At 49.5% G+C, this 19,512-nt stretch carries 18 protein-coding genes and 1 rRNA gene; 2 read left to right on the top strand and 17 right to left on the bottom strand.

The features are described from left to right. Window positions 1–188: 188 nt before the first annotated feature. The 16 genes from A1sIA56_RS03145 to fabG form a co-directional block, all read right to left on the bottom strand. Window positions 189–1,701: ribosomal RNA gene (locus A1sIA56_RS03145) — 16S ribosomal RNA — on the bottom strand. A 481-nt stretch (window positions 1,702–2,182) separates the two neighbouring features. Continuing rightward, entirely contained in the window at window positions 2,183–3,451 is a 1,269-nt protein-coding gene (gene tyrS / locus A1sIA56_RS03140) for a tyrosine--tRNA ligase (RefSeq protein ID WP_095673502.1), read from the bottom strand. Between the two features lie 8 nt (window positions 3,452–3,459). Beyond that, a complete protein-coding gene (argH, locus tag A1sIA56_RS03135) occupies window positions 3,460–4,887 on the bottom strand; it encodes an argininosuccinate lyase (protein ID WP_095673501.1) in 1,428 nt (475 codons plus the stop codon). Further along, a complete protein-coding gene (gene argR / locus A1sIA56_RS03130; protein ID WP_095673500.1) occupies window positions 4,887–5,366 on the bottom strand; it encodes an arginine repressor in 480 nt (159 codons plus the stop codon). Before argR ends, argH begins: the two co-directional genes overlap by 1 nt. Then, window positions 5,359–6,516: an acetylornithine transaminase gene (locus A1sIA56_RS03125; RefSeq protein WP_095673499.1), complete on the bottom strand. Its 1,158-nt coding sequence runs from the start codon at window positions 6,514–6,516 to the stop codon at window positions 5,359–5,361. The genes argR and A1sIA56_RS03125 overlap by 8 nt, the downstream gene beginning before the upstream one ends. After that, window positions 6,513–7,298 carry an acetylglutamate kinase gene (gene argB / locus A1sIA56_RS03120; protein ID WP_095673498.1) on the bottom strand — a complete coding sequence of 262 codons (786 nt, stop codon included), beginning with the start codon at window positions 7,296–7,298 and terminating at the stop codon, window positions 6,513–6,515. Before argB ends, A1sIA56_RS03125 begins: the two co-directional genes overlap by 4 nt. Further along, window positions 7,295–8,440 (bottom strand): bifunctional glutamate N-acetyltransferase/amino-acid acetyltransferase ArgJ, encoded by a 1,146-nt coding sequence (gene argJ / locus A1sIA56_RS03115; RefSeq protein ID WP_095673497.1) that lies wholly within the window; start codon window positions 8,438–8,440, stop codon window positions 7,295–7,297. Before argJ ends, argB begins: the two co-directional genes overlap by 4 nt. Then, the gene (argC, locus tag A1sIA56_RS03110) at window positions 8,437–9,456 is read right to left on the bottom strand and encodes an N-acetyl-gamma-glutamyl-phosphate reductase (RefSeq protein WP_095673496.1); all 1,020 of its coding nucleotides are present in this window, start codon (window positions 9,454–9,456) and stop codon (window positions 8,437–8,439) included. The genes argJ and argC overlap by 4 nt, the downstream gene beginning before the upstream one ends. Before the next feature lie 38 nt (window positions 9,457–9,494). Further along, window positions 9,495–11,951 (bottom strand): phenylalanine--tRNA ligase subunit beta, encoded by a 2,457-nt coding sequence (pheT, locus tag A1sIA56_RS03105; protein ID WP_095673495.1) that lies wholly within the window; start codon window positions 11,949–11,951, stop codon window positions 9,495–9,497. Next, entirely contained in the window at window positions 11,952–12,959 is a 1,008-nt protein-coding gene (pheS, locus tag A1sIA56_RS03100) for a phenylalanine--tRNA ligase subunit alpha (protein ID WP_095673494.1), read from the bottom strand. A 10-nt stretch (window positions 12,960–12,969) separates the two neighbouring features. Continuing rightward, window positions 12,970–13,755, bottom strand: coding sequence for a TrmH family RNA methyltransferase (locus A1sIA56_RS03095; protein ID WP_095673493.1), 786 nt, complete (start codon window positions 13,753–13,755; stop codon window positions 12,970–12,972). Between the two features lie 13 nt (window positions 13,756–13,768). Then, entirely contained in the window at window positions 13,769–14,128 is a 360-nt protein-coding gene (rplT, locus tag A1sIA56_RS03090; protein WP_017955365.1) for a 50S ribosomal protein L20, read from the bottom strand. A gap of 12 nt (window positions 14,129–14,140) precedes the next feature. Continuing rightward, the gene (gene rpmI / locus A1sIA56_RS03085) at window positions 14,141–14,338 is read right to left on the bottom strand and encodes a 50S ribosomal protein L35 (RefSeq protein ID WP_095531484.1); all 198 of its coding nucleotides are present in this window, start codon (window positions 14,336–14,338) and stop codon (window positions 14,141–14,143) included. Between the two features lie 34 nt (window positions 14,339–14,372). Then, window positions 14,373–15,002 carry a translation initiation factor IF-3 gene (gene infC, locus A1sIA56_RS03080; protein ID WP_095673492.1) on the bottom strand — a complete coding sequence of 210 codons (630 nt, stop codon included), beginning with the start codon at window positions 15,000–15,002 and terminating at the stop codon, window positions 14,373–14,375. A 176-nt stretch (window positions 15,003–15,178) separates the two neighbouring features. After that, a complete protein-coding gene (gene fabI, locus A1sIA56_RS03075) occupies window positions 15,179–15,946 on the bottom strand; it encodes an enoyl-ACP reductase FabI (RefSeq protein WP_095673491.1) in 768 nt (255 codons plus the stop codon). A 2-nt stretch (window positions 15,947–15,948) separates the two neighbouring features. Continuing rightward, entirely contained in the window at window positions 15,949–16,662 is a 714-nt protein-coding gene (gene fabG / locus A1sIA56_RS03070) for a 3-oxoacyl-ACP reductase FabG (protein ID WP_095673490.1), read from the bottom strand. A gap of 27 nt (window positions 16,663–16,689) precedes the next feature. Between fabG and A1sIA56_RS03065 the strand changes: the two genes are divergently transcribed. Both A1sIA56_RS03065 and A1sIA56_RS03060 read left to right on the top strand, forming a co-directional pair. Next, window positions 16,690–16,962 (top strand): DUF3099 domain-containing protein, encoded by a 273-nt coding sequence (locus tag A1sIA56_RS03065; RefSeq protein WP_095673489.1) that lies wholly within the window; start codon window positions 16,690–16,692, stop codon window positions 16,960–16,962. Next, on the top strand, window positions 16,955–17,677 hold the full coding sequence (locus A1sIA56_RS03060; RefSeq protein ID WP_095673488.1) for an SURF1 family protein: 723 nt from the start codon (window positions 16,955–16,957) through the stop codon (window positions 17,675–17,677). The genes A1sIA56_RS03065 and A1sIA56_RS03060 overlap by 8 nt, the downstream gene beginning before the upstream one ends. Here A1sIA56_RS03060 and A1sIA56_RS03055 read toward each other — a convergent pair. After that, window positions 17,639–19,504, bottom strand: a complete 1,866-nt coding sequence (locus tag A1sIA56_RS03055; RefSeq protein ID WP_095673487.1) for an ABC transporter ATP-binding protein — start codon at window positions 19,502–19,504, stop codon at window positions 17,639–17,641. The two genes, A1sIA56_RS03060 and A1sIA56_RS03055, sit on opposite strands and share 39 nt — an antisense overlap. Window positions 19,505–19,512 lie beyond the last annotated feature (8 nt).

Raw genomic sequence — 19,512 nt, 5'->3', positions numbered from 1 at the left:
AGGTTTGGCGCTAGCCGTCCCCTCAGGACCCAACAACGTGCCTAGTTGAAATTCGATAAACGCTAATTTTCCACTCCCGAAGGCTGTACTAATTGCGAAATCTTAAATAAACCTAAGTCAATGCTCCACTTATGAGCCGAGTAGTTTAATGAAGCTAACTATTAGCTTCTCTACTCGATGCTCCTTAGAAAGGAGGTGATCCAGCCGCACCTTCCGGTACGGCTACCTTGTTACGACTTCATCCCAATCACCGATCCCACCTTTGGCAGCTCCCTCCTTGCGGTTGGGCCACTGACTTTGGGTGTTACCGACTTTCGTGATGTGACGGGCGGTGTGTACAAGCCCCGGGAACGTATTCACCGTAGCGTTGCTGATCTACGATTACTAGCAACTCCGACTTCATGGGGTCGAGTTGCAGACCCCAATCCGAACTGAGACTGGCTTTCTCGGATTCGCTCCACCTTGCGGTATTGCAGCCGTTTGTACCAGCCATTGTAGCATGCGTGCAGCCCAAGACATAAGGGGCATGATGATTTGACGTCATCCCCACCTTCCTCCGAGTTAACCCCGGCAGTCTCCTGTGAGTCCCCAACTAAATGCTGGCAACACAGAACGAGGGTTGCGCTCGTTGCGGGACTTAACCCAACATCTCACGACACGAGCTGACGACAACCATGCACCACCTGTATACAGACCTTGCGGCTATGACATCTCTGCCATATTCCTGTATATGTCAAGCCTTGGTAAGGTTCTTCGCGTTGCGTCGAATTAAGCCGCATGCTCCGCTGCTTGTGCGGGGCCCCGTCAATTCCTTTGAGTTTTAATCTTGCGATCGTACTCCCCAGGCGGGGCGCTTAATGCGTTAGCTGCGTCGCACAAACCGTGGAAGGTTCGCACAACTAGCGCCCACCGTTTACGGCGTGGACTACCAGGGTATCTAATCCTGTTCGCTCCCCACGCTTTCGCTCCTCAGTGTCAGTATTGGCCCAGAGACCTGCCTTCGCCATCGGTGTTCCTCCTGATATCTGCGCATTCCACCGCTACACCAGGAATTCCAGTCTCCCCTACCAAACTCTAGCTCGACCGTATCGGATGCAGGTCAGGGGTTGAGCCCCTGATTTTCACATCCGACGTATCGAACCACCTACGAGCTCTTTACGCCCAATAATTCCGGACAACGCTTGCACCCTATGTATTACCGCGGCTGCTGGCACATAGTTAGCCGGTGCTTCTTCTGTAGGTACCGTCACTTTCGCTTCTTCCCTACTGAAAGAGGTTTACAACCCGAAGGCCTTCATCCCTCACGCGGCGTCGCTGGGTCAGAGTTTCCTCCATTGCCCAATATTCCCCACTGCTGCCTCCCGTAGGAGTCTGGGCCGTGTCTCAGTCCCAGTGTGGCCGGTCGCCCTCTCAGGCCGGCTACCCGTCGTCGCCTTGGTGAGCCATTACCTCACCAACAAGCTGATAGGCCGCGAAGTCATCTTCAACCGAAAAACTTTCCAGCCCCGATCATGCGATCAAGGCTCATATCCGGTATTAGCCCCGGTTTCCCGGAGTTATCCCAGAGTTGAAGGCAGATTCTTCACGTGTTCCTCACCCGTTCGCCGCTAATTCACACCCGAAGGTGCTTCATCGCTCGACTTGCATGTGTTAAGCACGCCGCCAGCGTTCGTCCTGAGCCAGGATCAAACTCTCCATAGAAAGTTTTGTTCATGGCTTACGAGACAAACAAACTGTCGTTTATTTTGTCTTTACCAAAGGAAATCAACGAGTATTTCCAGACGCTATAAATAGTGTCTGGTACATACTTCATTGAAGTATTTATTTAGAGAATGGCGAATTAACACCATTCTCTGGCATTGACTTATGGCACGCTGTTGAGTTCTCAAGGTACGGATGCGCACTGCTTTGCGGAATCTCTTCCACTTTTCAGGGCAGACCGCCAAATCTAGTCCATGGCTACGCGCACGTCAAAACGGCGGTAATGGCCTTAATCTGGAGGAAATGCTGTACGACCACTTTCGTGTCCGTTCCACAGCAAGGAGCGTAACTATAGGTCTCTCCCCCATACAGGTCAAATCGGGCTACTGGCAATCACCCCGAAATGGCCAAATTGGGTCGAAATACGAAAAATCCTCACTTTTATGCGTAAAAAGTGAGGTTTTTCGGGGTAAGAATTTACTTAAATGAGCTCGACAGCCGCCAAGTCTCTCTTGCCTTTACGTAAAACTGCATATTTTCCGCATAAAAAGTGGCTTTTTTCGAGGCGGAAATCTTCGCCAGAGATCTTCTCATTATTGAGATATGCGCCACCTTCTTTAACGATGCGTCGAGCGGCCGATTTAGAGTCAACAACACCAGTGGCTGCCAATAGATCTACCCATGTTGGAATCTCTTCGCCACTTTTCACTTGAGTTCGTGGAAGTTCTGCAAGGGCTGCAGATAACGTCGCTTCATCGAGTTCGGTGATATCACCTTGTCCGAATAACGCACGTGCTGCAGCTTCAACGCGCTGCGCAATTTCGGGACTATGCACAAGTGATGTTAATTCACGCGCGAGTTCGCGATGCGCTTCGCGTGCACCAGGGTTTTCGTTATGTGTTTTTTCCAGTGCTTCGATCTCTTCACGAGATTTAAATGAGAAGACCTTAAGGAACTTGATGACATCTTTATCATCTGAGTTCAACCAGTATTGGAAGAAGGCATATGGCGATGTCATTTCAGGATCAATCCATACAGCACCACCTGCAGTCTTACCGAACTTGGAACCGTCAGCTTTAGTCAGTAGTGGAACTGTAAGTGCGTGTGCAGATCCTCCTTCTGCACGACGGATGAGATCAAGACCCGCAGTGATATTTCCCCACTGATCTGAACCACCGATTTGAAGTGTGCAGTTATAACTGCGGTAGAGCTCAAGGAAATCCATTGATTGCAACACTTGGTAAGAAAATTCCGTGTACGAAATTCCATCTTTCTCAAGACGCGTTGAAACTGAATCCTTATTGAGCATCTGATTGATACTGAAGTGTTTTCCAATATCGCGTAAGAATTCGATCGCTGACATCGGCGCAGTCCAGTCAAGGTTATTGACCATCTTTGCTGGATTTACCTTGGTTTCGAAATCCATAAACTTAGAGAGTTGAGCCGTCATGCGCTTAACCCACTGTTCGACAACATCGGTTGTATTCAGTGTGCGCTCTTCATTCTTTCCGCTGGGATCTCCCACAAGACCGGTCGCTCCCCCGATCAATGGAAGCGTGTGGTGGCCAGCTAACTGGAAGCGGCGGAGAACGAGGAGGACTACAAGGTTTCCTACGTGAATGCTGGGTGCGGTTGGGTCAGTGCCTAAATAGAGAGTGATCGGCTTCTTCAGAGCTTCACGAAGCTCCTTTTCATCTGTGGTCTGCGAGATAAGCCCGCGCCATTTAAGGTCATCGATTAGGTCAGTCATGTCGTTTTTCACGCACCCATCATCTCTGAGAAAGCCTTTGCCTTGTCGGTGAATTCTTTCGAGTAGGCAGCAGTAATTGCTGTCGACTCTTTGATCTGCTGCTTAAAGGATGAAGGTGAAGTTCCGCCCACAGTCGTGCGCGATTCAAGGGCGCCATGGACCGTTAATACATCACGCACATCGCCCTTGAGCGATGGATGAATCGATGCAAACTCTTCGTCAGTTAATTGGTGGAGTTGGCGCCCTGATGCTTCGCACATCGCAACGCACTTACCGGCTGCTTCGTGGGCATGAGCGAAAGGAACCTTTGCTTGAACCAAATAATCAGCAATCTCTGTTGCAAGTGAGAATCCGAGAGGAGCAGCAAGTGCCATCTTCTCGCGATCGAAATCTGTTGTAGCAACCATTCCTGTAACTGCAGGAAGAACTAGAAGCACGGTATCGATGGAATCAAAGAGAGGTTCTTTATCTTCTTGGAGATCGCGGTTGTATGCGAAAGGCAAACCTTTCAGCATCGTCAGAACTCCAGTGAGGTTTCCAACTAAACGTCCCGCTTTTCCGCGAGCAAGTTCTGCCATATCCGGATTCTTCTTCTGAGGCATGATTGATGAGCCGGTTGAATAGGCATCTGCAACTTTCGCCCAACCAAATTCAGTTGTGGCCCAGATGCACCATTCTTCGCCGATTCGAGAAAGATGAATTCCAACCATTGAAAGAGTGAAGAGCGCTTCAGCAACAAAGTCGCGGTCAGATACGCCATCAATTGAATTTGCCGCACTTGATGTGAAGCCAAGGTTCTTGGCAGTTACCTCAGGTGAGAGCGGAAGTGATGATCCAGCCAGTGCACCTGAGCCCAACGGGCTTACTAGTGCGCGATCTAGCCAATCGTGGATGCGATCGAGATCGCGAGAAAATCCTTGTACATGCTTTGCGATTTCATGTCCGAAGAGAACTGGCTGAGCATGCTGCAAGTGAGTAAATCCTGGTGCTGGTGCATCTCCATATTCAGATGCCTTTGCAATAAGTGCGCTTTGTAGCGCCAGAATCTGTTGAGCAACTTCGATCATGTGATCGATGGCGTAAAGGCGAAGGTCGGTTGCTACTTGGTCATTACGTGAACGACCAGCACGAAGAGAGCCTCCAATGGCGCCCAACTTCTCAGTTAATCCACGTTCAAGAGCGCTATGTACATCTTCATCAGTCTCGTTTGCGACGAATCTTCCAGCAGCAACTTCAGAGATGAGTTCGTTCAAAGCTCCGCGAATAGGTTCAGCCACGGAATCTTCGAGCAGGCCGCTCGACTGAAGAACGGCTAAGTGAGCAAGTGAAGAACGTAGGTCATAAGGCGCTAGTCGCCAATCAAAGTGGACGCTGCGAGAGAGTGCGAAGACAGCATCAGCTGGTGTTTCAGAAAAACGTCCGCCCCAGAGCGCCATTATTTGCTACCTCTTCCACTTCTTTTGATTCCACCGTAAGCGAGCAATTCTTTCGCGAGTTGGGCTCCACCCGTCGCTTTTCTCGATACAACGAGAACCGTGTCGTCGCCTGCAATCGTGCCAATAATCTCGGAAATTCCAGAATGATCGAGTGAACTCGCAAGCAGCTGCGCTCCCCCAGGTGGGGTGCGAACTACCGCCAGATTTCCGCTCGCCTCAACAGAGATGATCAAATCAGAAGGAACGGGCATAGTGCGCGAGATTGATTCGTCGTCACTATTTGAAATCTTGTAGACAGATTCTCCGGATGAAGAACGTCCGCGGACCGCGCCAATCTCTTCAAGGTCTCGACTTGCCGTTGCTTGAGTGACCGCAAAGCCAGCCTTCTTTAACTGCTTCACCAAATCGGATTGCGAATGAATGAGGCCTGCCTTGATGAGTGAAATCGCCTTTGCTCTACGAGCGGTCACGCTAGACATGGGATACCTCTTTCATGGCTTGGCTGAAAATCACGACAAATTTCTGGGCCTGTTTCATTGAGACATTGAGAGCAGGTGCGATGCGAATAGTTGAATCTCCTGGTGCATTGATAAGCGCGCCAAGATCCTGACACTTTTTCGTTAACGCTTTTGCAACCGGTGCATTGAGCGTTAATCCGATGAGTAGTCCTGCTCCTCGTACTTCAGTTACACCTGGAATAAGAGCGAGCTCGGTCAGTAGGTACTCGCCAACTTCATCAACATGAGAAAGAATCTTCTCTTTCTCGATAGCGGAGATCACCGAAAGCGCTGCTGCAGTTGCAACCGGGTTGCCTCCAAAAGTAGAGCCGTGATCGCCGGCCACAAAAAGTTTTGAAGCTGAACCAAGTGCAATCATTGCGCCAAGCGGCAGTCCCCCACCAAGTCCTTTAGCCAAAGTGATCACATCAGGTTTGATGCCTGAATATTCATAACCGAACCAATCTCCGGTGCGACCCATACCTGTTTGGACGCAATCGAAAACTAAGAGCGCACCATTATCGTCACAGTATTGGCGTAAATTCTTAAGATAATCGCTCGGCGGAACGATGACACCCGCCTCACCCATAATCGGTTCAACAATGACCATTGCAGTCTTCTTTGTGATGACGCGCTTCATCACAGCAGAGTCACCGAATGGAACATGCTTGATGCCCTTGATGAGAGGCTTGAAAGGGTTTCGCTTTGAAGGTTGCCCAGTAAGTGAAAGCGCACCCATGGTGCGACCATGGAATGCCTCTTGAGTTGCAACCACCTTGTACTTACCTGTCTTGCGAGAGAGTTTTAAGGCGGCTTCATTAGCTTCAGCTCCTGAATTACAGAAGAAGACGCGTGCGCCTTTATCGCCGGTTAACTTCTGAAGTTTTTCAGCAAGTTCTAGAACATTGGGATGAGCGTAGAAATTACTGACGTGTCCCAACGTAGAAATCTGCTTGGTTACTGATTTAACGATTGCAGGATGTGCATGTCCCAATACATTGGTCGCAATTCCTGCCAAGAAATCAAGATAAGTATTGCCATTGGCATCCTTTACGACTGATCCCTTGCCAGAGACAAGTTCGATTGTCGGAGTTCCGTAATTATCTTGAAGTGCCTTCTGCCAACGCTTCATGCAACCACCAACGTTCCGCCCACACCTAAGAGGGCATCCTTGAGAGCCGATGGATTTGTTCCATCGATAATCCTTACTGCTTTCGCGCCTGCTTCAATTGCTGCAAGGCAGGCCTGAACCTTTGGCGCCATTCCTTCAGCAAAACTTCCCTTAATCGAATCAAGTTCTTCTGCAGAGATTGATTCAATTAGTGAACTCTTATCCGGCCAATTCCTGTAGATACCTTCGACATCAGTCATGATGATCAACCACTGGGCATCAAGTGCTCCTGCTATCGCTGCAGCAGCTAAATCTGCATTGACGTTAAATCCATGAGTGCCATCTTCGCTCGTGGCAATCGGCGAGATGACAGGAACGCTGCCAGTAGATACAAGCTCTTTGATTTCCTTTGGGTTTACTGAAGTAACAACACCGACTAAACCGAGGTCCGCCGGTGTTCCATCGACGAGTGTCGTCAGAGCCGTGGCAACCAAAGTTCCTGATGTTCTGCCAGAAATAGCAACAGCATTGACGCTATGTTCCTTAAGCGATTGCGCCACAGACGGTCCAACTTCGCCTACCAAGACTCGTTCAACGACAGCAAATGTCTCTGAAGTCGTGACTCTAAAACCGCCGACAAAAGAAGATTCAATTCCCGCCGATTTGAGCGCCTCACCAATTTGAGGACCCCCGCCATGAACTATGACAGGAGTAACGCCAGATGAAATTGCTTCAGCTATAGCCTTAGCAAAACCTCCATGCTCATCAGTCATTGCGTGACCACCGAATTTGATGACGATCATGTTGAATATGCCGAATTCTCGTGAACATAATCATGCGATAGGTCGTTGGTCATTACTGTGGCCGTAGCGCTACCCATATTGAGATTTACTTCAAGGTTTACCAGGCGTTCTGCAAATGAGACCAAATTCTTATCCTCGTTTGGCGCTGATTCCTTAGCCACATGAATGCCATTCAGAATCACATCAATGTTCAGCGCGTCCATTTGAGCATCTGCAGTCCCGACAGCGGCAAGCACGCGACCCCAGTTTGGATCCGCTCCGAAGATTGCGCACTTCAGGAGATTGTTTCTTGCACAAGCACGCGCAACTTCTACAGCTTCACTTTCAGTTACAGCGCCCTTGATGGTGATTGCTACAGTCTTTGTCGATCCTTCAGCGTCGGCAATAAGTTGAGATGAAAGAGAGCCACAGATATCCATCAAAGCGTTCTCAAACTCGCTCTCTGAAAGTGATACTCCTGAGGCTCCGCTACCCATGAGAAGCACTGTGTCATTTGTTGAGGTACAGCCATCTGAATCGATGCGGTTGTAAGTACGGTCAGTTACCCGGGTGAAAATTTCTTGCGCATTGTTAGGTAATAGCGCATCTGTCATTACAACTGAAAGCATTGTTGCCAATGCAGGCGCCAACATTCCGGCACCTTTTGCAATTCCAGCAAACTCAACGCCATTCACTGAAGTTGTCGCAACCTTTGGGACGCTATCTGTGGTCATGATTGCTCGAGATACATCATCAAGTGAATCTGGTTTGAGATTTGTGGCAATCGATTCAAGTCCTGAGAGAATCTTTGGCATTGGTAGAAGTTCTCCGATAAGACCCGTGGAACAGACAACTACCTCGCCAGCAGAAACTCCCAGCAATTCGCCGACTTTTTCCGCAGTCTTATGAGTATCTGCAAATCCTTGAGGACCTGTGCACGCATTGGCTCCGCCTGAGTTGAGAACAGCAGCGCGTACGAGCTTGCCCTTAGTTACTTCACGTGACCAAATAACGGGTGCCGCAACGACTTTATTAGTTGTGTAGACGGCGGCTGCATCGAAATGTGGTCCTAAATTTTCAATAATTGTGAGGTCAAGTGTGCCCGAAGATTTAAGTCCTGCAGCGATTGCAGCACCTCTAAATCCTTTAGGTAGCGACTTCATACGCCTAGACCATCGAAACGCAGCCCTGCTGCCTCATCGAGACCACACATAAGGTTCGCATTCTGAATTGCTTGTGCTGCAGCTCCTTTTCCGAGGTTATCGATGGCCACTGAAATAACTAGACGTGATGTGTGATCGTCGACTGCAACTTGAATCTGAACATAATTTGATCCGGTAAGAGCTGCAGTCTTTGGCATAACTCCGATTGGTAGAACGGTAACGAATTGCGAGTCAGCGAAGTACTTCACATAGAGACTATGAGCCTCTTCGGTTGTCACTTTCTTAGCTAACTTAGCAGTGATTGTTGAAAGGATTCCGCGCGGCATTGGCGCAAGGATTGGGGTGAAGGAGATTTTTGCTTGTGTTCCAGAAATCTTGGTGAGCGTTTGCTCAATCTCAGGCGTGTGTTGATGTACTCCCCCGAACTTGTAAGAGGTGAGCGACCCAGCCACTTCACTTGCAATGAGACTAATTTTCGCACTTCTTCCTGCACCAGTTGTGCCTGAGGCTGCAACGACAACAAGATCTGAAAGATCTGCGATAGAAGCCGCTGGTGCCGCGCCCAACGCAATGGATGTTGCGTAGCAACCAGGATTTGCAACTTTAGTTGATTGCGAGATCTGAGACTTAAATGGTTCGATGTCGGCTAAGCCATATGTCCAAGAGCCTGCATAACCGCCACCGTAATACTTACTCCACTGATCGGCACTCTCTAATCTGTAATCAGCACCGAGATCTACGATCTTTGAAGTTGTCGGAAGTTGCGCAATCACCTTGGCAGATTCGCCATGCGGAAGAGCCAAGAAGATGAGATCGCATGAAGCAAAATCGTTCGGAGCAAATGCGCTGAACTTCTTGCCCACATAACTCTGCAACTGTGGGTGCACCGATGTGATCAACTCCCCCGCGTTGGAGTGAGCCGTAATGGCAGTTACTTCAAAATGAGGATGGAAAGCTAAAAGACGAAGAAGTTCGCCTCCTGCGTAGCCACTAGCCCCTACAACACCGATTTTCATGGGGCAACTATAGCATAATTATGCAATTGCATGCATATTTATGCAGTACGCAGAACGGCCCCAGTCGCCTTTACTGCCGCAGCCACTGCGGATTCACGCATCTCGGTTACCTCTGCGCCAGTCAGTGTTCGATCAGGTGCGCGGAAGACAAGTGAGAAAGCCAAAGAAATCTTGCCGTCCCCTAGCTTGTCGTAACGATCAAAGAGAGTGATGGATTCGAGAAGTTCGCCTGCTCCATCGCGTAGCGCCGCTTCGACCTCAGATGCAGTGACATCAGCGTTCACGATCAGAGCTACATCCTGAAGAGCAGCCGGCATAGTGCCAACCGTTGTTGGGCGAATGAGTTCTGAATCTGGAAGCGCGCTTAATCCAACTGCGAATGCGACTGATCGTTCAGGCAGACCGTACTTAGCAACGATACGTGGGTGGAGTTCACCGGCGTGAGCCACGGCTTTTCCGTCGACAATAAGTTCGGCGCAACGACCTGGGTGCCATGGTGCGAAATCAGATCGCTTTACTGTCCACTCGAGATTGCAGAGTTGGAGAATGTCTTGGGCATAAGCAATCGCATCCTGCCAGTTGTAGGCACGAGCCTTGCCTTGCCAATCTTCATTCTCTACCTTTCCAACTAGCAAACCGGCAACGTGATAAGCCTGAGGTGGAACGCTGGCAAAAATCTCGTCGATAACCTTCTGGTCTGGGCGCTTAGACAAGTCGGGTGAAATGAATGGCACTAGCTTCTGTGAGCTACGGAAAATTGAACCCATTTCGAAGATTGCAAAGTCTTTTGCGCCACGGCTGATGTTGCGCTGAGCTACTTCAATGAGTCCAGGAACGAGGTGCACACGCATCAACGGGAACTCTTCAGACATTGGATTAGCGATGCGATAAGTGGAAGCGCGTTCGCCAACGAAGCCCATCGAATCGATTGTCTCTTGGTTGGTGAAAGGGAAAGTTTGCACCTCAGCCAAACCTCGACTTGCCAGCATCTGCGCAACTGCGCGACGTCGCTTCTGTGTCGAAGTCAAAGATGCGTGCTTAGGGCGCGGTGGAAGAATTGATGGAATCTTGTCGTAACCGATCATGCGCGCAACTTCTTCAGCGAAGTCTGCAGATGTCAGAAGATCTGAACGCCATGATGGTGGGTCAACTTCAAAAGTCTTTTCATCAACGTCGCAGCCAAGTGTGCGAAGGATCTCTGCAATCTGCGCTGGTGTTACTTCTACGCCGAGAATGCGCGAAATAAAGGCAGGGTCCACTTTCACAACAGGTGCGAAGCGAGGCTCACCATCAACCACGGTTGCAACGTGCTGTGCGGAGCTATTCTCGGTAAGCAATTGAACAAAGCGAGCTGATGCGAATTGAGCAAGTGATGGATCAACGCTTCGTTCGAGACGACGCGAAGCTTCAGATGACAACTTATGACGGCGTGAGTTCTTAGCGACGCATACTGGATCGAAACGAACAGCTTCTAGCGCAATATCTGTCGTTGTTTCAGAAATTTCAGATGACGCTCCACCCATTGTTCCAGCGAGAGCAAGTGGTTGCGCATCATCACAGACCATAAGATCATCAGGATCTAGTTGACGCACTTGGCCATCAAGAGTGGTAAATGGTTGCGCCTTACCTGCGCGCTTAATCGTAAGACCGCCCTGAATCTTTGACTTATCGAAAGCGTGAAGCGGTTGACCGAGTTCGAGCATGACGTAGTTGGTCACATCTACAACGAGCGAGATTGAACGCATCCCCATCTTCTCGATGCGGCGACGCATCCAGAGAGGCGTTGTTGCCGATGGATCGAAATTCGACAGTGTTCGCAAATAGAAGACGGAGGCAGTTGAGGTATCTGCAATCTTCGCGCTGACTCCCTTTCCTGTTTCTGGGAAGGTAAGAGTGCGAAGTGCATCAACAGGGTCGGTAAATTTCAGACCCAATGAACCAGCTACTTCGCGAGCAATTCCGCGAATGCTCAGTGCGTAACCACGATCAGGGTTAACTGCAACGTCGAAGATGACATCGTTAATCATCAGACCAGCAATGGCATCATCGCCAATCTTTACTGTGCCTTCTGCGAAAGTCATGATTCCTGAGTGATCATCGCCTAAGCCAAGTTCGCGAGCTGAGCAGATCATCCCGTTTGAAGTTTTGCCGTATGTCTCGCGCGCACCGATAGCAAAATCACCAGGAAGTACGGCACCCGGGAGGGCCGCGACAATGAGATCACCAACTACGAAGTTGGTAGCGCCACAGATGACGTAACGGGTCTCCTTTTCACCGCAGTCGAGGCCGACGTAGCGAACTGGCTTCTTAAACTCAGTGAGTTCTTCAATGCTGAGAACCTTTGCAAATACGAGAGGACCTGTGAGATCAGAACCTTGCTTGATGATCTCTTCGACTTCAAAACCCACTCGAATGAGCGCATCGGAAATTTCCTCAGCGGTGATTGATGCTGGAATTTCAACAAACTCTTTAATCCAAGATAACGGTGCGCGCATTTAGAGTCCGACTCCAAACTGGCGTGTGAAGCGGAGGTCGCCTTCGACAATGTCGTGCATATCTGTGATTCCGTGACGAACCATGAGAGTGCGCTCAAGGCCCATTCCGAAAGCAAAGCCGGTGTAAACCTCTGTATCGATGCCGCAGGTTGCAAGAACCTTTGGATTAACCATTCCACATCCGCCCCATTCGATCCAACGGCCGTTGAAGAAGATATCTACTTCGGCGCTTGGCTCGGTGAATGGGAAGAAAGATGGACGAAGTCGAGTTACGACATCAGGACCAAACATGTGCTGAGCAAAGTTATCGAGAGTCCCTTTGAGGTGCGCCATTGTGATGCCCTTATCGATGACTAGACCTTCAACCTGATGAAAGACGGGGCTATGAGTTGCATCGAGTTCGTCGGCACGGAATGTGCGACCAGGGCAGATCATATAAATCGGTGGTTCCTGAGTAAGCATTGATCGAATCTGCACCGGCGAAGTTTGAGTACGTAGAACTACACCCGAATCAATGGGCTCGATGAAGAATGTATCTTGCATGGTTCGAGCTGGGTGATCTGCTGGAATATTGAGAGCATCGAAGTTGAGCCAACCCGATTCAAGTTCAGGACCTTCTTCTACTGAGAATCCTTGTTCAATAAAGAAATCTGAAACCTCATTCTTAATGATGGAAATGGGATGGAGTCCCCCGCGATGCGTGCGTTGAACTGGCAATGTAATGTCTACGACTTCTTCAAGAATAACCTTGGCATCGCGCTCTGCTTCAAGCTTTTCCGTTGCTGATGCAAGCGCCTTTGCGATTTCAGCCTTCGCATCTCCTATGAGCTTTCCAGCGGATGCTTTTTCCTCAGGTGACAATGAGCCGAGTGCACGACTAGCCAGAGAGACCGGGGCTTTGTCGCCTGTATGTGCAAGGCGGGCAACTTTGAGAGCGTCGAGATCAGGCGCGGCAGCAAAAGCCTTCTGGGCATCGCTTATCCACGATGCAATATCTGCCGGATTCATGGGGGTAATTCTAACCTGCGACCTTTGAAGAAAGGGTGAACATTACGATGGAAGCGGCTGCAGATAAGTTGAGGCTTTCAGCACGTCCTGCCATAGGAATAGTCACTTCAGTTACCTCTACGCCAAGATCTGCAGCGCTTACTCCCCTTGCTTCATTTCCGAAGATTGCGATGCAATCTCCTGGAATTGTGAGATCAAGAATTGAAGTGCGGGCATGTGAAGAGAGTAGAAACTTTTTAATCCCTGGGAATTGCTTTTCGACACGGTCGAATGCAACGCCTTCATAGACCGGGATGTGCCATAAAGAACCAGCAGTTGAACGCACCACCTTTGGCGAAAACATATCGACTGAATCAGGGGAAGTGATGATGGCCGAAATGCCCATCGCATCTGCAGTACGAAGAATGGTTCCAGCATTTCCTGGATCTTGAATTTCATGGAGATAAATAAAAGTCGATCTTCCGGTCGCACCGAGTTCAGAGAAAGTAGATTCTGGCTTGTAGCAGAGTGAGATAAGACCCTGTGGTGAGACGGTGTCAGACATCGCCTTCATGACCGCATCGCTTACTTCAACGATTTCAACGGAGCCAAAATCTAACTCAGAAATTTTCGAGAGACCATTTTCAGTTGCATAGAGAATCTTGAGCTGCGGACCGTTACTTGAGGTCAATGCTTCTCGTGCGCATTGCACACCTTCGGCAACGAAGAGTCCTTGTTCGCGACGTTCTTTTGCGCCTTTAGAACCAATAAGAGCCTTCACTCGCCCAACGTGCGGCGAATGAAGGCTCTCAATCATTGGTATGAATTACTTAAGCTGCAGGAAGGTTCTTACGTGCAACATCCACGAGAACCTTAAATGCTGCTGGATCGTTTGTTGCGATATCCGAAAGAACGCGACGATCTACTTCAAGACCAGATGCCTTAAGGCCCTGGATGAAGCGGTTGTATGTCATTCCGTTTTCGCGAGCTGCAGCGTTAATACGCTGAATCCATAGCTGACGGAAATCGCCCTTCTTGTCCTTGCGGTCATTGAAGGCATAAACCATTGAGTGCGTTACTTGCTCCTTCGCCTTTGTGAAAAGACGTGAACGCTGACCGCGATATCCGGCTGCGCGCTCGAGGGTTGTGCGACGCTTCTTTGCTGCGTGTACTCCGCGCTTTACTCTCATTGGTCGACTCCCTTACTTCAAACCAAGCATGCGCTTGGCTGTCATTGTGACTGTTGCTTTTGCTGATGACTCTTGGCTCAAACGACGAGTAACGCGTGATGACTTGTGCTCCAAAAGGTGGCGCTTGCCTGCACGCTCGTGCATGATCTTTCCTGAACCTGTGACGCGGAAGGTCTTCTTCGCACCACTGTGGGTTTTCATCTTTGGCATTTATCTTCTCCTGTTACTTCGTCGTTGTTAAAAACTACTGTGCAGCTGCTTCTTCAGCAGCCTTTTCCTTGGCAGCTCGCGCTGCTTTCTGTTCAGCTACCGCTTCGGTCTTCTTCTTCGTTGGTCCTAGAACCATCGTCATCTGACGACCTTCTTGCTTAGGAGCGAACTCCACGAATGCAATCTCTTTCACATCTTCTGCAAGACGCTGCAAGAGTTTGAATCCAAGCTCTGGACGTGTTTGTTCACGGCCACGGAACTTCATCGTGATCTTCACCTTGTCGCCACCCTTGAGGAACTTCTCGACTGCTGAGCGCTTTGTCTCGTAGTCGTGATTTTCGATCTTTGGCGTCATGCGCACTTCCTTCACCACGATGTGGGTCTGGTTCTGACGTGCTTCGCGAGCCTTCTGTGCTTCCTGGTACTTGTACTTGCCGAAGTCCATGATCTTGCACACTGGTGGATTAGCTTCGGGTGCGATCTCTACGAGATCGAGTCCGATTTCATCTGCCATAGCTAGCGCTGCTTCGATATCTACAACTCCAACTTGTTCACCGGTGTAATTGATGAGACGAATTTGGGGTGTGCGGATACGGTCATTGATGCGCGGTTCTGTTGTGATTTCTGCTCCTATGTTTGTTCTTGAGTATCCAAGTCGCTGCATGAAATTGCGCACCGCACATAGGAAGCAATTGGCCCGCAAGGACCGAATTACTTACCGACGAACCAATCCGCCTAAGCAGAAGAGGTGGGAGCGGTGAGCTCCTCTTGCAGTAGCTGGGCTACTGGTCTGGGGTAAAGGTTACCTGAGGGGGCTGGGAATGAAAAATCCGAGCGTAACTAGGCACCCATGCCGTGAAGCCCGCCATCGACATGGATGATCTCGGCTGTGGTCTTTGGGAACCAATCACTCAACAAGGCAACAGCAGCTTTAGCTGCAGGAACTGGATCTGTGACATCCCATTCAAGTGGACTGCGATCGTTCCAGACCTTTTCAAATTCATCGAAGCCCGGAATCGACTTTGCAGCCATGGTGCGGATTGGGCCTGCGGCAACGAGATTGATGCGAACATTTTCAGCACCGAGATCACGAGCTAAGTAGCGTGAAGTTGATTCAAGCGCTGCCTTAGCAACACCCATCCAGTCGTACTTGGGCCATGCAACCTGAGCGTCGAAATCGAGGCCCACAACAGATGCGCCATCCTTAAATGTTGGACGACATGCCATTGTCAGAGATTTGAGCGAGTAGGCAGAGATATGAACTGCAGTTGCGACATCTTCCCAAGCAGTGTTGAGGAAGTTGCCCCCAAGTGCTGCTTCGGGAGCAAAACCAATCGAGTGCACTACACCATCGAGATGAGGAACATGCTTGCGCACTTCATCTGCCAAACCATCGAGGTGTTCTTGGCTCGTGACATCGAGTTCGATGATTGGCGCAGGTTGTGGCAGGCGGCCCGCGATGCGAGTCGTAAGACTGAGTGCGCGACCGAAGCCAGTAAGCACAACGTTGGCGCCTTCTTCTTGGGCAATCTTGGCGATATGGAAAGCGATAGATCCATCGGTGAGAACACCGGTAACGAGGATATTTTTTCCTTGGAGTATGCCCATATTTAGTGACCCATTCCTAATCCGCCATCGACAGGAATGATGGCACCCGTTATATAACTTGCTTGTGGCGATGCAATAAATGCAACAACATCTGCAATCTCTTCAGCTGAGCAGAAACGACCCACCGGAACTTGCGCCGCGATATCTGAGCGGCGCTTTTCATCGAGCTCGGCTGTCATATCAGTTTCAACAAACCCTGGAGCGATAACGTTTGCAGTGATTCCGCGACTTCCGAGTTCGCGCGCAAATGATCTCGCCATTCCAACGAGACCAGATTTCGAAGCCGAGTAATTTACTTGTCCGGCAGCGCCTACTCCCCCGACTACTGAGCCGATAAAAATAAGACGACCGCGTTTTAATTTCAGTAGCCCTTTGGTCGCTCGCTTTGAAACGCGGAATGCACCAGTGAGATTTGCGTTAATGACGCTTTCGAAATCTTCATCGCTCATTCGCATTACAAGAGTGTCTTTAGTTATTCCCGCATTAGCCACGATGATTTCTGGTTGACCAATCTCGGCTTCAATCTTTGCAAAGCCGGCATCAACACTGGCTGAATCCGTAACATCCATCTGAACTGCATCGAATCCAGTGGGTGGAGTTCCGCTTCGGTATGTGATGACAACTCGGTGACCTGCAGCCTTGAGGGCGGTAGCGATTGCTAAACCGATACCGCGATTTCCGCCGGTTACTAGTGCGATTGATGTCGAGTCGCTCATGAGAGAAAACTACCCTACTGTTGCGCTATGGCTAAAGAAGATGACGTTTACGACATCACAAGTGCGCCTAAAGGCTTAACTACTGACCAGTCTGCGAGACAACGCCGTTACTTCTTTTCAATGATGTTGCGTACGGCTTGTTTCATTCTCACCGTCGTTCTTCCAAGCCCATATCGATGGATCGCTCTTCTTGGAGCTGTAGTGCTTCCATATATTGCAGTTGTTGTTGCAAATGCCGGACGTGAAACCGTACTTCCAGGAGCTGCCATCTTGAAGAAGAGGCCGCGAGGAATTGAATAAGTCTCAGAAGAAAGAGAAGTTCTCGCTTCTCAAATCGCTTGTCGCTCTACTTTTAATCGCAGCTTGCTTATGGGCCGCACAGTGGCAATTCCATAGAGGTCTTGATCGACACGCACGAAACTCAATTATCGAAACCAACTCGTCGTTAGCGCCCGTTGCTCTTGCCCTCGTCCAATCTGAACCAGTCAAACACGAGTGGAAGCCGGTATCAGTTACGGGGCAATTCGATATCAGCAAACAAATCTTGCTTCGCAATAGATATTTCGAAGGCGTCTATGGCTTTGAATTACTGACGCGATTTACTTCGGAAGATGGAAAGAGTTTCTGGGTTGATTGCGGATGGGTCAAAGCTGGCATCAACGCACTGACTGCTCCAACACTTCCAGAACTGCCAACTGGCCAAATCAGTATCGTGGGCCGCTTGCGTCTCGACTCTTCACTTCCCCGGGGCTCCTTCTTCGCACTTCCTGCCGACAAAAGCGATGGATTGATATCGATGGCCAATGCTCGATCTAATTCAACATCTGAAAACTTCTATATTGATTTACTCGAAGGATCGCAAAGCTCACTTACTCCGGCAGTGCCTGCGCAACTACCTGAACTTTCTGATGGACCACACATGGCCTATGCGCTGCAGTGGGTTTTCTTCGGTGGCCTTGTTGTATATGGCCGTTACTTAATTCGCCGTGAGGTCCTGTCGGTTAAAGAGCTCTGAGTAAAGGCCGTTAGTGGTAATTAACTCTTCGTGCTTGCCCCGTTCGACAATCAGACCTTTCTCAAGAACGAGAATCTGATCTGCTTCCATCACAGTGCTAAGTCTGTGTGCAATAACGATTGATGTGCGACCTTTGAGCGCTTCCTTAAGAGCAGCTTGTACGAGCGATTCATTCTCAGAATCGAGGTGTGCCGTTGCTTCATCGAGAATAACTATCGCAGGAGCCTTAAGCAGAAGTCGGGCAATCGCTAAACGTTGCTTCTCTCCCCCGGAAAGACGATGTCCTCTTTCGCCCACCATGGTGTCGAATCCATTGGGTAAGGATGAGACTAGTTCCCAGATTTGCGCAGCCTTACACGCTTCAATCATTTCAGCTTCAGTCGCATCTTCTTTTGCGTAGCGAAGGTTCTCGGCGATCGTCTCGTGGAATAAGTGCGCATCTTGCATTACTACGCCGATGGAATCTCGAAGTGATTGGGCCGTGAAGTCACGGATATCTTGACCATCAATCTTTATCGCACCACGCGTTACATCATATAAACGTGGAAGAAGCGCGCTCATCGTTGTTTTACCAGCACCTGACGGACCAACAATCGCTGTCAGCGTGCCTGCGGGGGCAGTAAATGAAATTCCTTGAAGGACTTCGCCACTATCAATGGTTTCTGGCTTAGCAGCGGATTCAAGAGAAGCCAATGAAATTTCTTCAGCTTTTGGATAAGTGAAGACAACATCTTCGAAATCAATCTGTAAGTTCTTATCCTTAAGTTCTTTTGCGCCTGGTTTATCAGTGATCATGGGATGTAGATCGAGCACTTCAAATACTCGTTCAAATGAGACGAGTGCTGTCATGACATCGATACGAACATTTGAGAGCGCAGTAAGCGGTCCATAGAGACGAGCCAACAGGGCAGTAATAGCAAGCAAAGTTCCGACGGAAATTGATCCGCTAATGGCGAGGTGGCCACCAATGCCATAGGCAAAAGCGGTGGCAACTGCTGCAACGCTGGTGATTCCAACAAAGAAGACCCGGTTGAGCATCGCAGTCTGAATTCCGATGTCAGCGACTTTTCGTGCGCGCGTACGGAAGAAGTTCTCCTCCTTCACAGGTTTTCCATAAAGGTTGACCAGGAGCGCACCAGAAACGTTAAATCGCTCTGTCATTGTGCTCGACATAGTCGCATTGAGATTGAAAGCATCACGAGTCAAAGCCTGAATTCGCTTTCCAACCCATTTAGTTGGCAGCAAGAAAGCAGGCAAGAGCAAGAGAGAAACAATTGTGATTTGCCAAGAAAGAATGAGCATCGTCGTCACTACAAGAACGAGTGAGACCACATTGCTAACGACGCCCGAGAGGGTGCCGGTGAAGGCTTGCTGTGCGCCCATGACATCAGAGTTGATACGTGAAATGAGAGCGCCTGTTTGGGTGCGAGTAAAGAATGCAATGGATTGCCGTTGAATATGAGCAAAGACTTGGGAACGAAGATCGTAAATGAGGCCTTCACCAATTCGAGCTGAGTACCACCGGCCGAAGATATTGAAGAAGGCATCAACGACTGCAAGAAGTCCAACAGCAAGAGCAAGCTTTGTTACTAAACCTGCATCCTTTGGAATGACGCCCTTATCAATCAGTTCGCGCAGTAAGAGAGGTGATGAGACAACCAAGAGCGCCTCAATGACAACAGTGATAAGAAAGATTGTGATCTGAGATTTATAGGGACGACCATAGGAAATGATTCTTTTGATTGTGCCTGGCTTTAGCTTTTGAGATTTCACTGAAGGATCTGCAGTCATCGACCGAAAGGTCATCCAGACTGCATGTTGTGACATAAGAAAAG

This window comes from Candidatus Planktophila sulfonica (assembly GCF_002288065.1).
GTDB lineage: Bacteria > Actinomycetota > Actinomycetes > Nanopelagicales > Nanopelagicaceae > Planktophila > Planktophila sulfonica.
Note: the sequence above shows the minus strand (reverse complement) of the source record. Positions and strands in the feature narration are given on the sequence as shown.

Excerpts from the sequence above, each read along its gene's own strand:
- rpmI (WP_095531484.1), bottom strand. The coding sequence starts at position 14,338 with ATGCCAAAGATGAAAACCCACAGTGGTGCGAAGAAGACCTTCCGCGTC.
- argR (WP_095673500.1), bottom strand. The coding sequence starts at position 5,366 with ATGTCTAGCGTGACCGCTCGTAGAGCAAAGGCGATTTCACTCATCAAG.
- A1sIA56_RS03055 (WP_095673487.1), bottom strand. The coding sequence starts at position 19,504 with ATGTCACAACATGCAGTCTGGATGACCTTTCGGTCGATGACTGCAGAT.
- pheT (WP_095673495.1), bottom strand. The coding sequence starts at position 11,951 with ATGCGCGCACCGTTATCTTGGATTAAAGAGTTTGTTGAAATTCCAGCA.
- argH (WP_095673501.1), bottom strand. The coding sequence starts at position 4,887 with ATGGCGCTCTGGGGCGGACGTTTTTCTGAAACACCAGCTGATGCTGTC.
- argB (WP_095673498.1), bottom strand. The coding sequence starts at position 7,298 with ATGATCGTCATCAAATTCGGTGGTCACGCAATGACTGATGAGCATGGA.
- argJ (WP_095673497.1), bottom strand. The coding sequence starts at position 8,440 with ATGAAGTCGCTACCTAAAGGATTTAGAGGTGCTGCAATCGCTGCAGGA.
- tyrS (WP_095673502.1), bottom strand. The coding sequence starts at position 3,451 with ATGACTGACCTAATCGATGACCTTAAATGGCGCGGGCTTATCTCGCAG.
- fabG (WP_095673490.1), bottom strand. The coding sequence starts at position 16,662 with ATGAGCGACTCGACATCAATCGCACTAGTAACCGGCGGAAATCGCGGT.
- A1sIA56_RS03065 (WP_095673489.1), top strand. The coding sequence starts at position 16,690 with ATGGCTAAAGAAGATGACGTTTACGACATCACAAGTGCGCCTAAAGGC.
- rplT (WP_017955365.1), bottom strand. The coding sequence starts at position 14,128 with ATGAGAGTAAAGCGCGGAGTACACGCAGCAAAGAAGCGTCGCACAACC.
- A1sIA56_RS03095 (WP_095673493.1), bottom strand. The coding sequence starts at position 13,755 with ATGATTGAGAGCCTTCATTCGCCGCACGTTGGGCGAGTGAAGGCTCTT.
- argC (WP_095673496.1), bottom strand. The coding sequence starts at position 9,456 with ATGAAAATCGGTGTTGTAGGGGCTAGTGGCTACGCAGGAGGCGAACTT.
- A1sIA56_RS03125 (WP_095673499.1), bottom strand. The coding sequence starts at position 6,516 with ATGAAGCGTTGGCAGAAGGCACTTCAAGATAATTACGGAACTCCGACA.
- infC (WP_095673492.1), bottom strand. The coding sequence starts at position 15,002 with ATGCAGCGACTTGGATACTCAAGAACAAACATAGGAGCAGAAATCACA.
- pheS (WP_095673494.1), bottom strand. The coding sequence starts at position 12,959 with ATGAATCCGGCAGATATTGCATCGTGGATAAGCGATGCCCAGAAGGCT.
- fabI (WP_095673491.1), bottom strand. The coding sequence starts at position 15,946 with ATGGGCATACTCCAAGGAAAAAATATCCTCGTTACCGGTGTTCTCACC.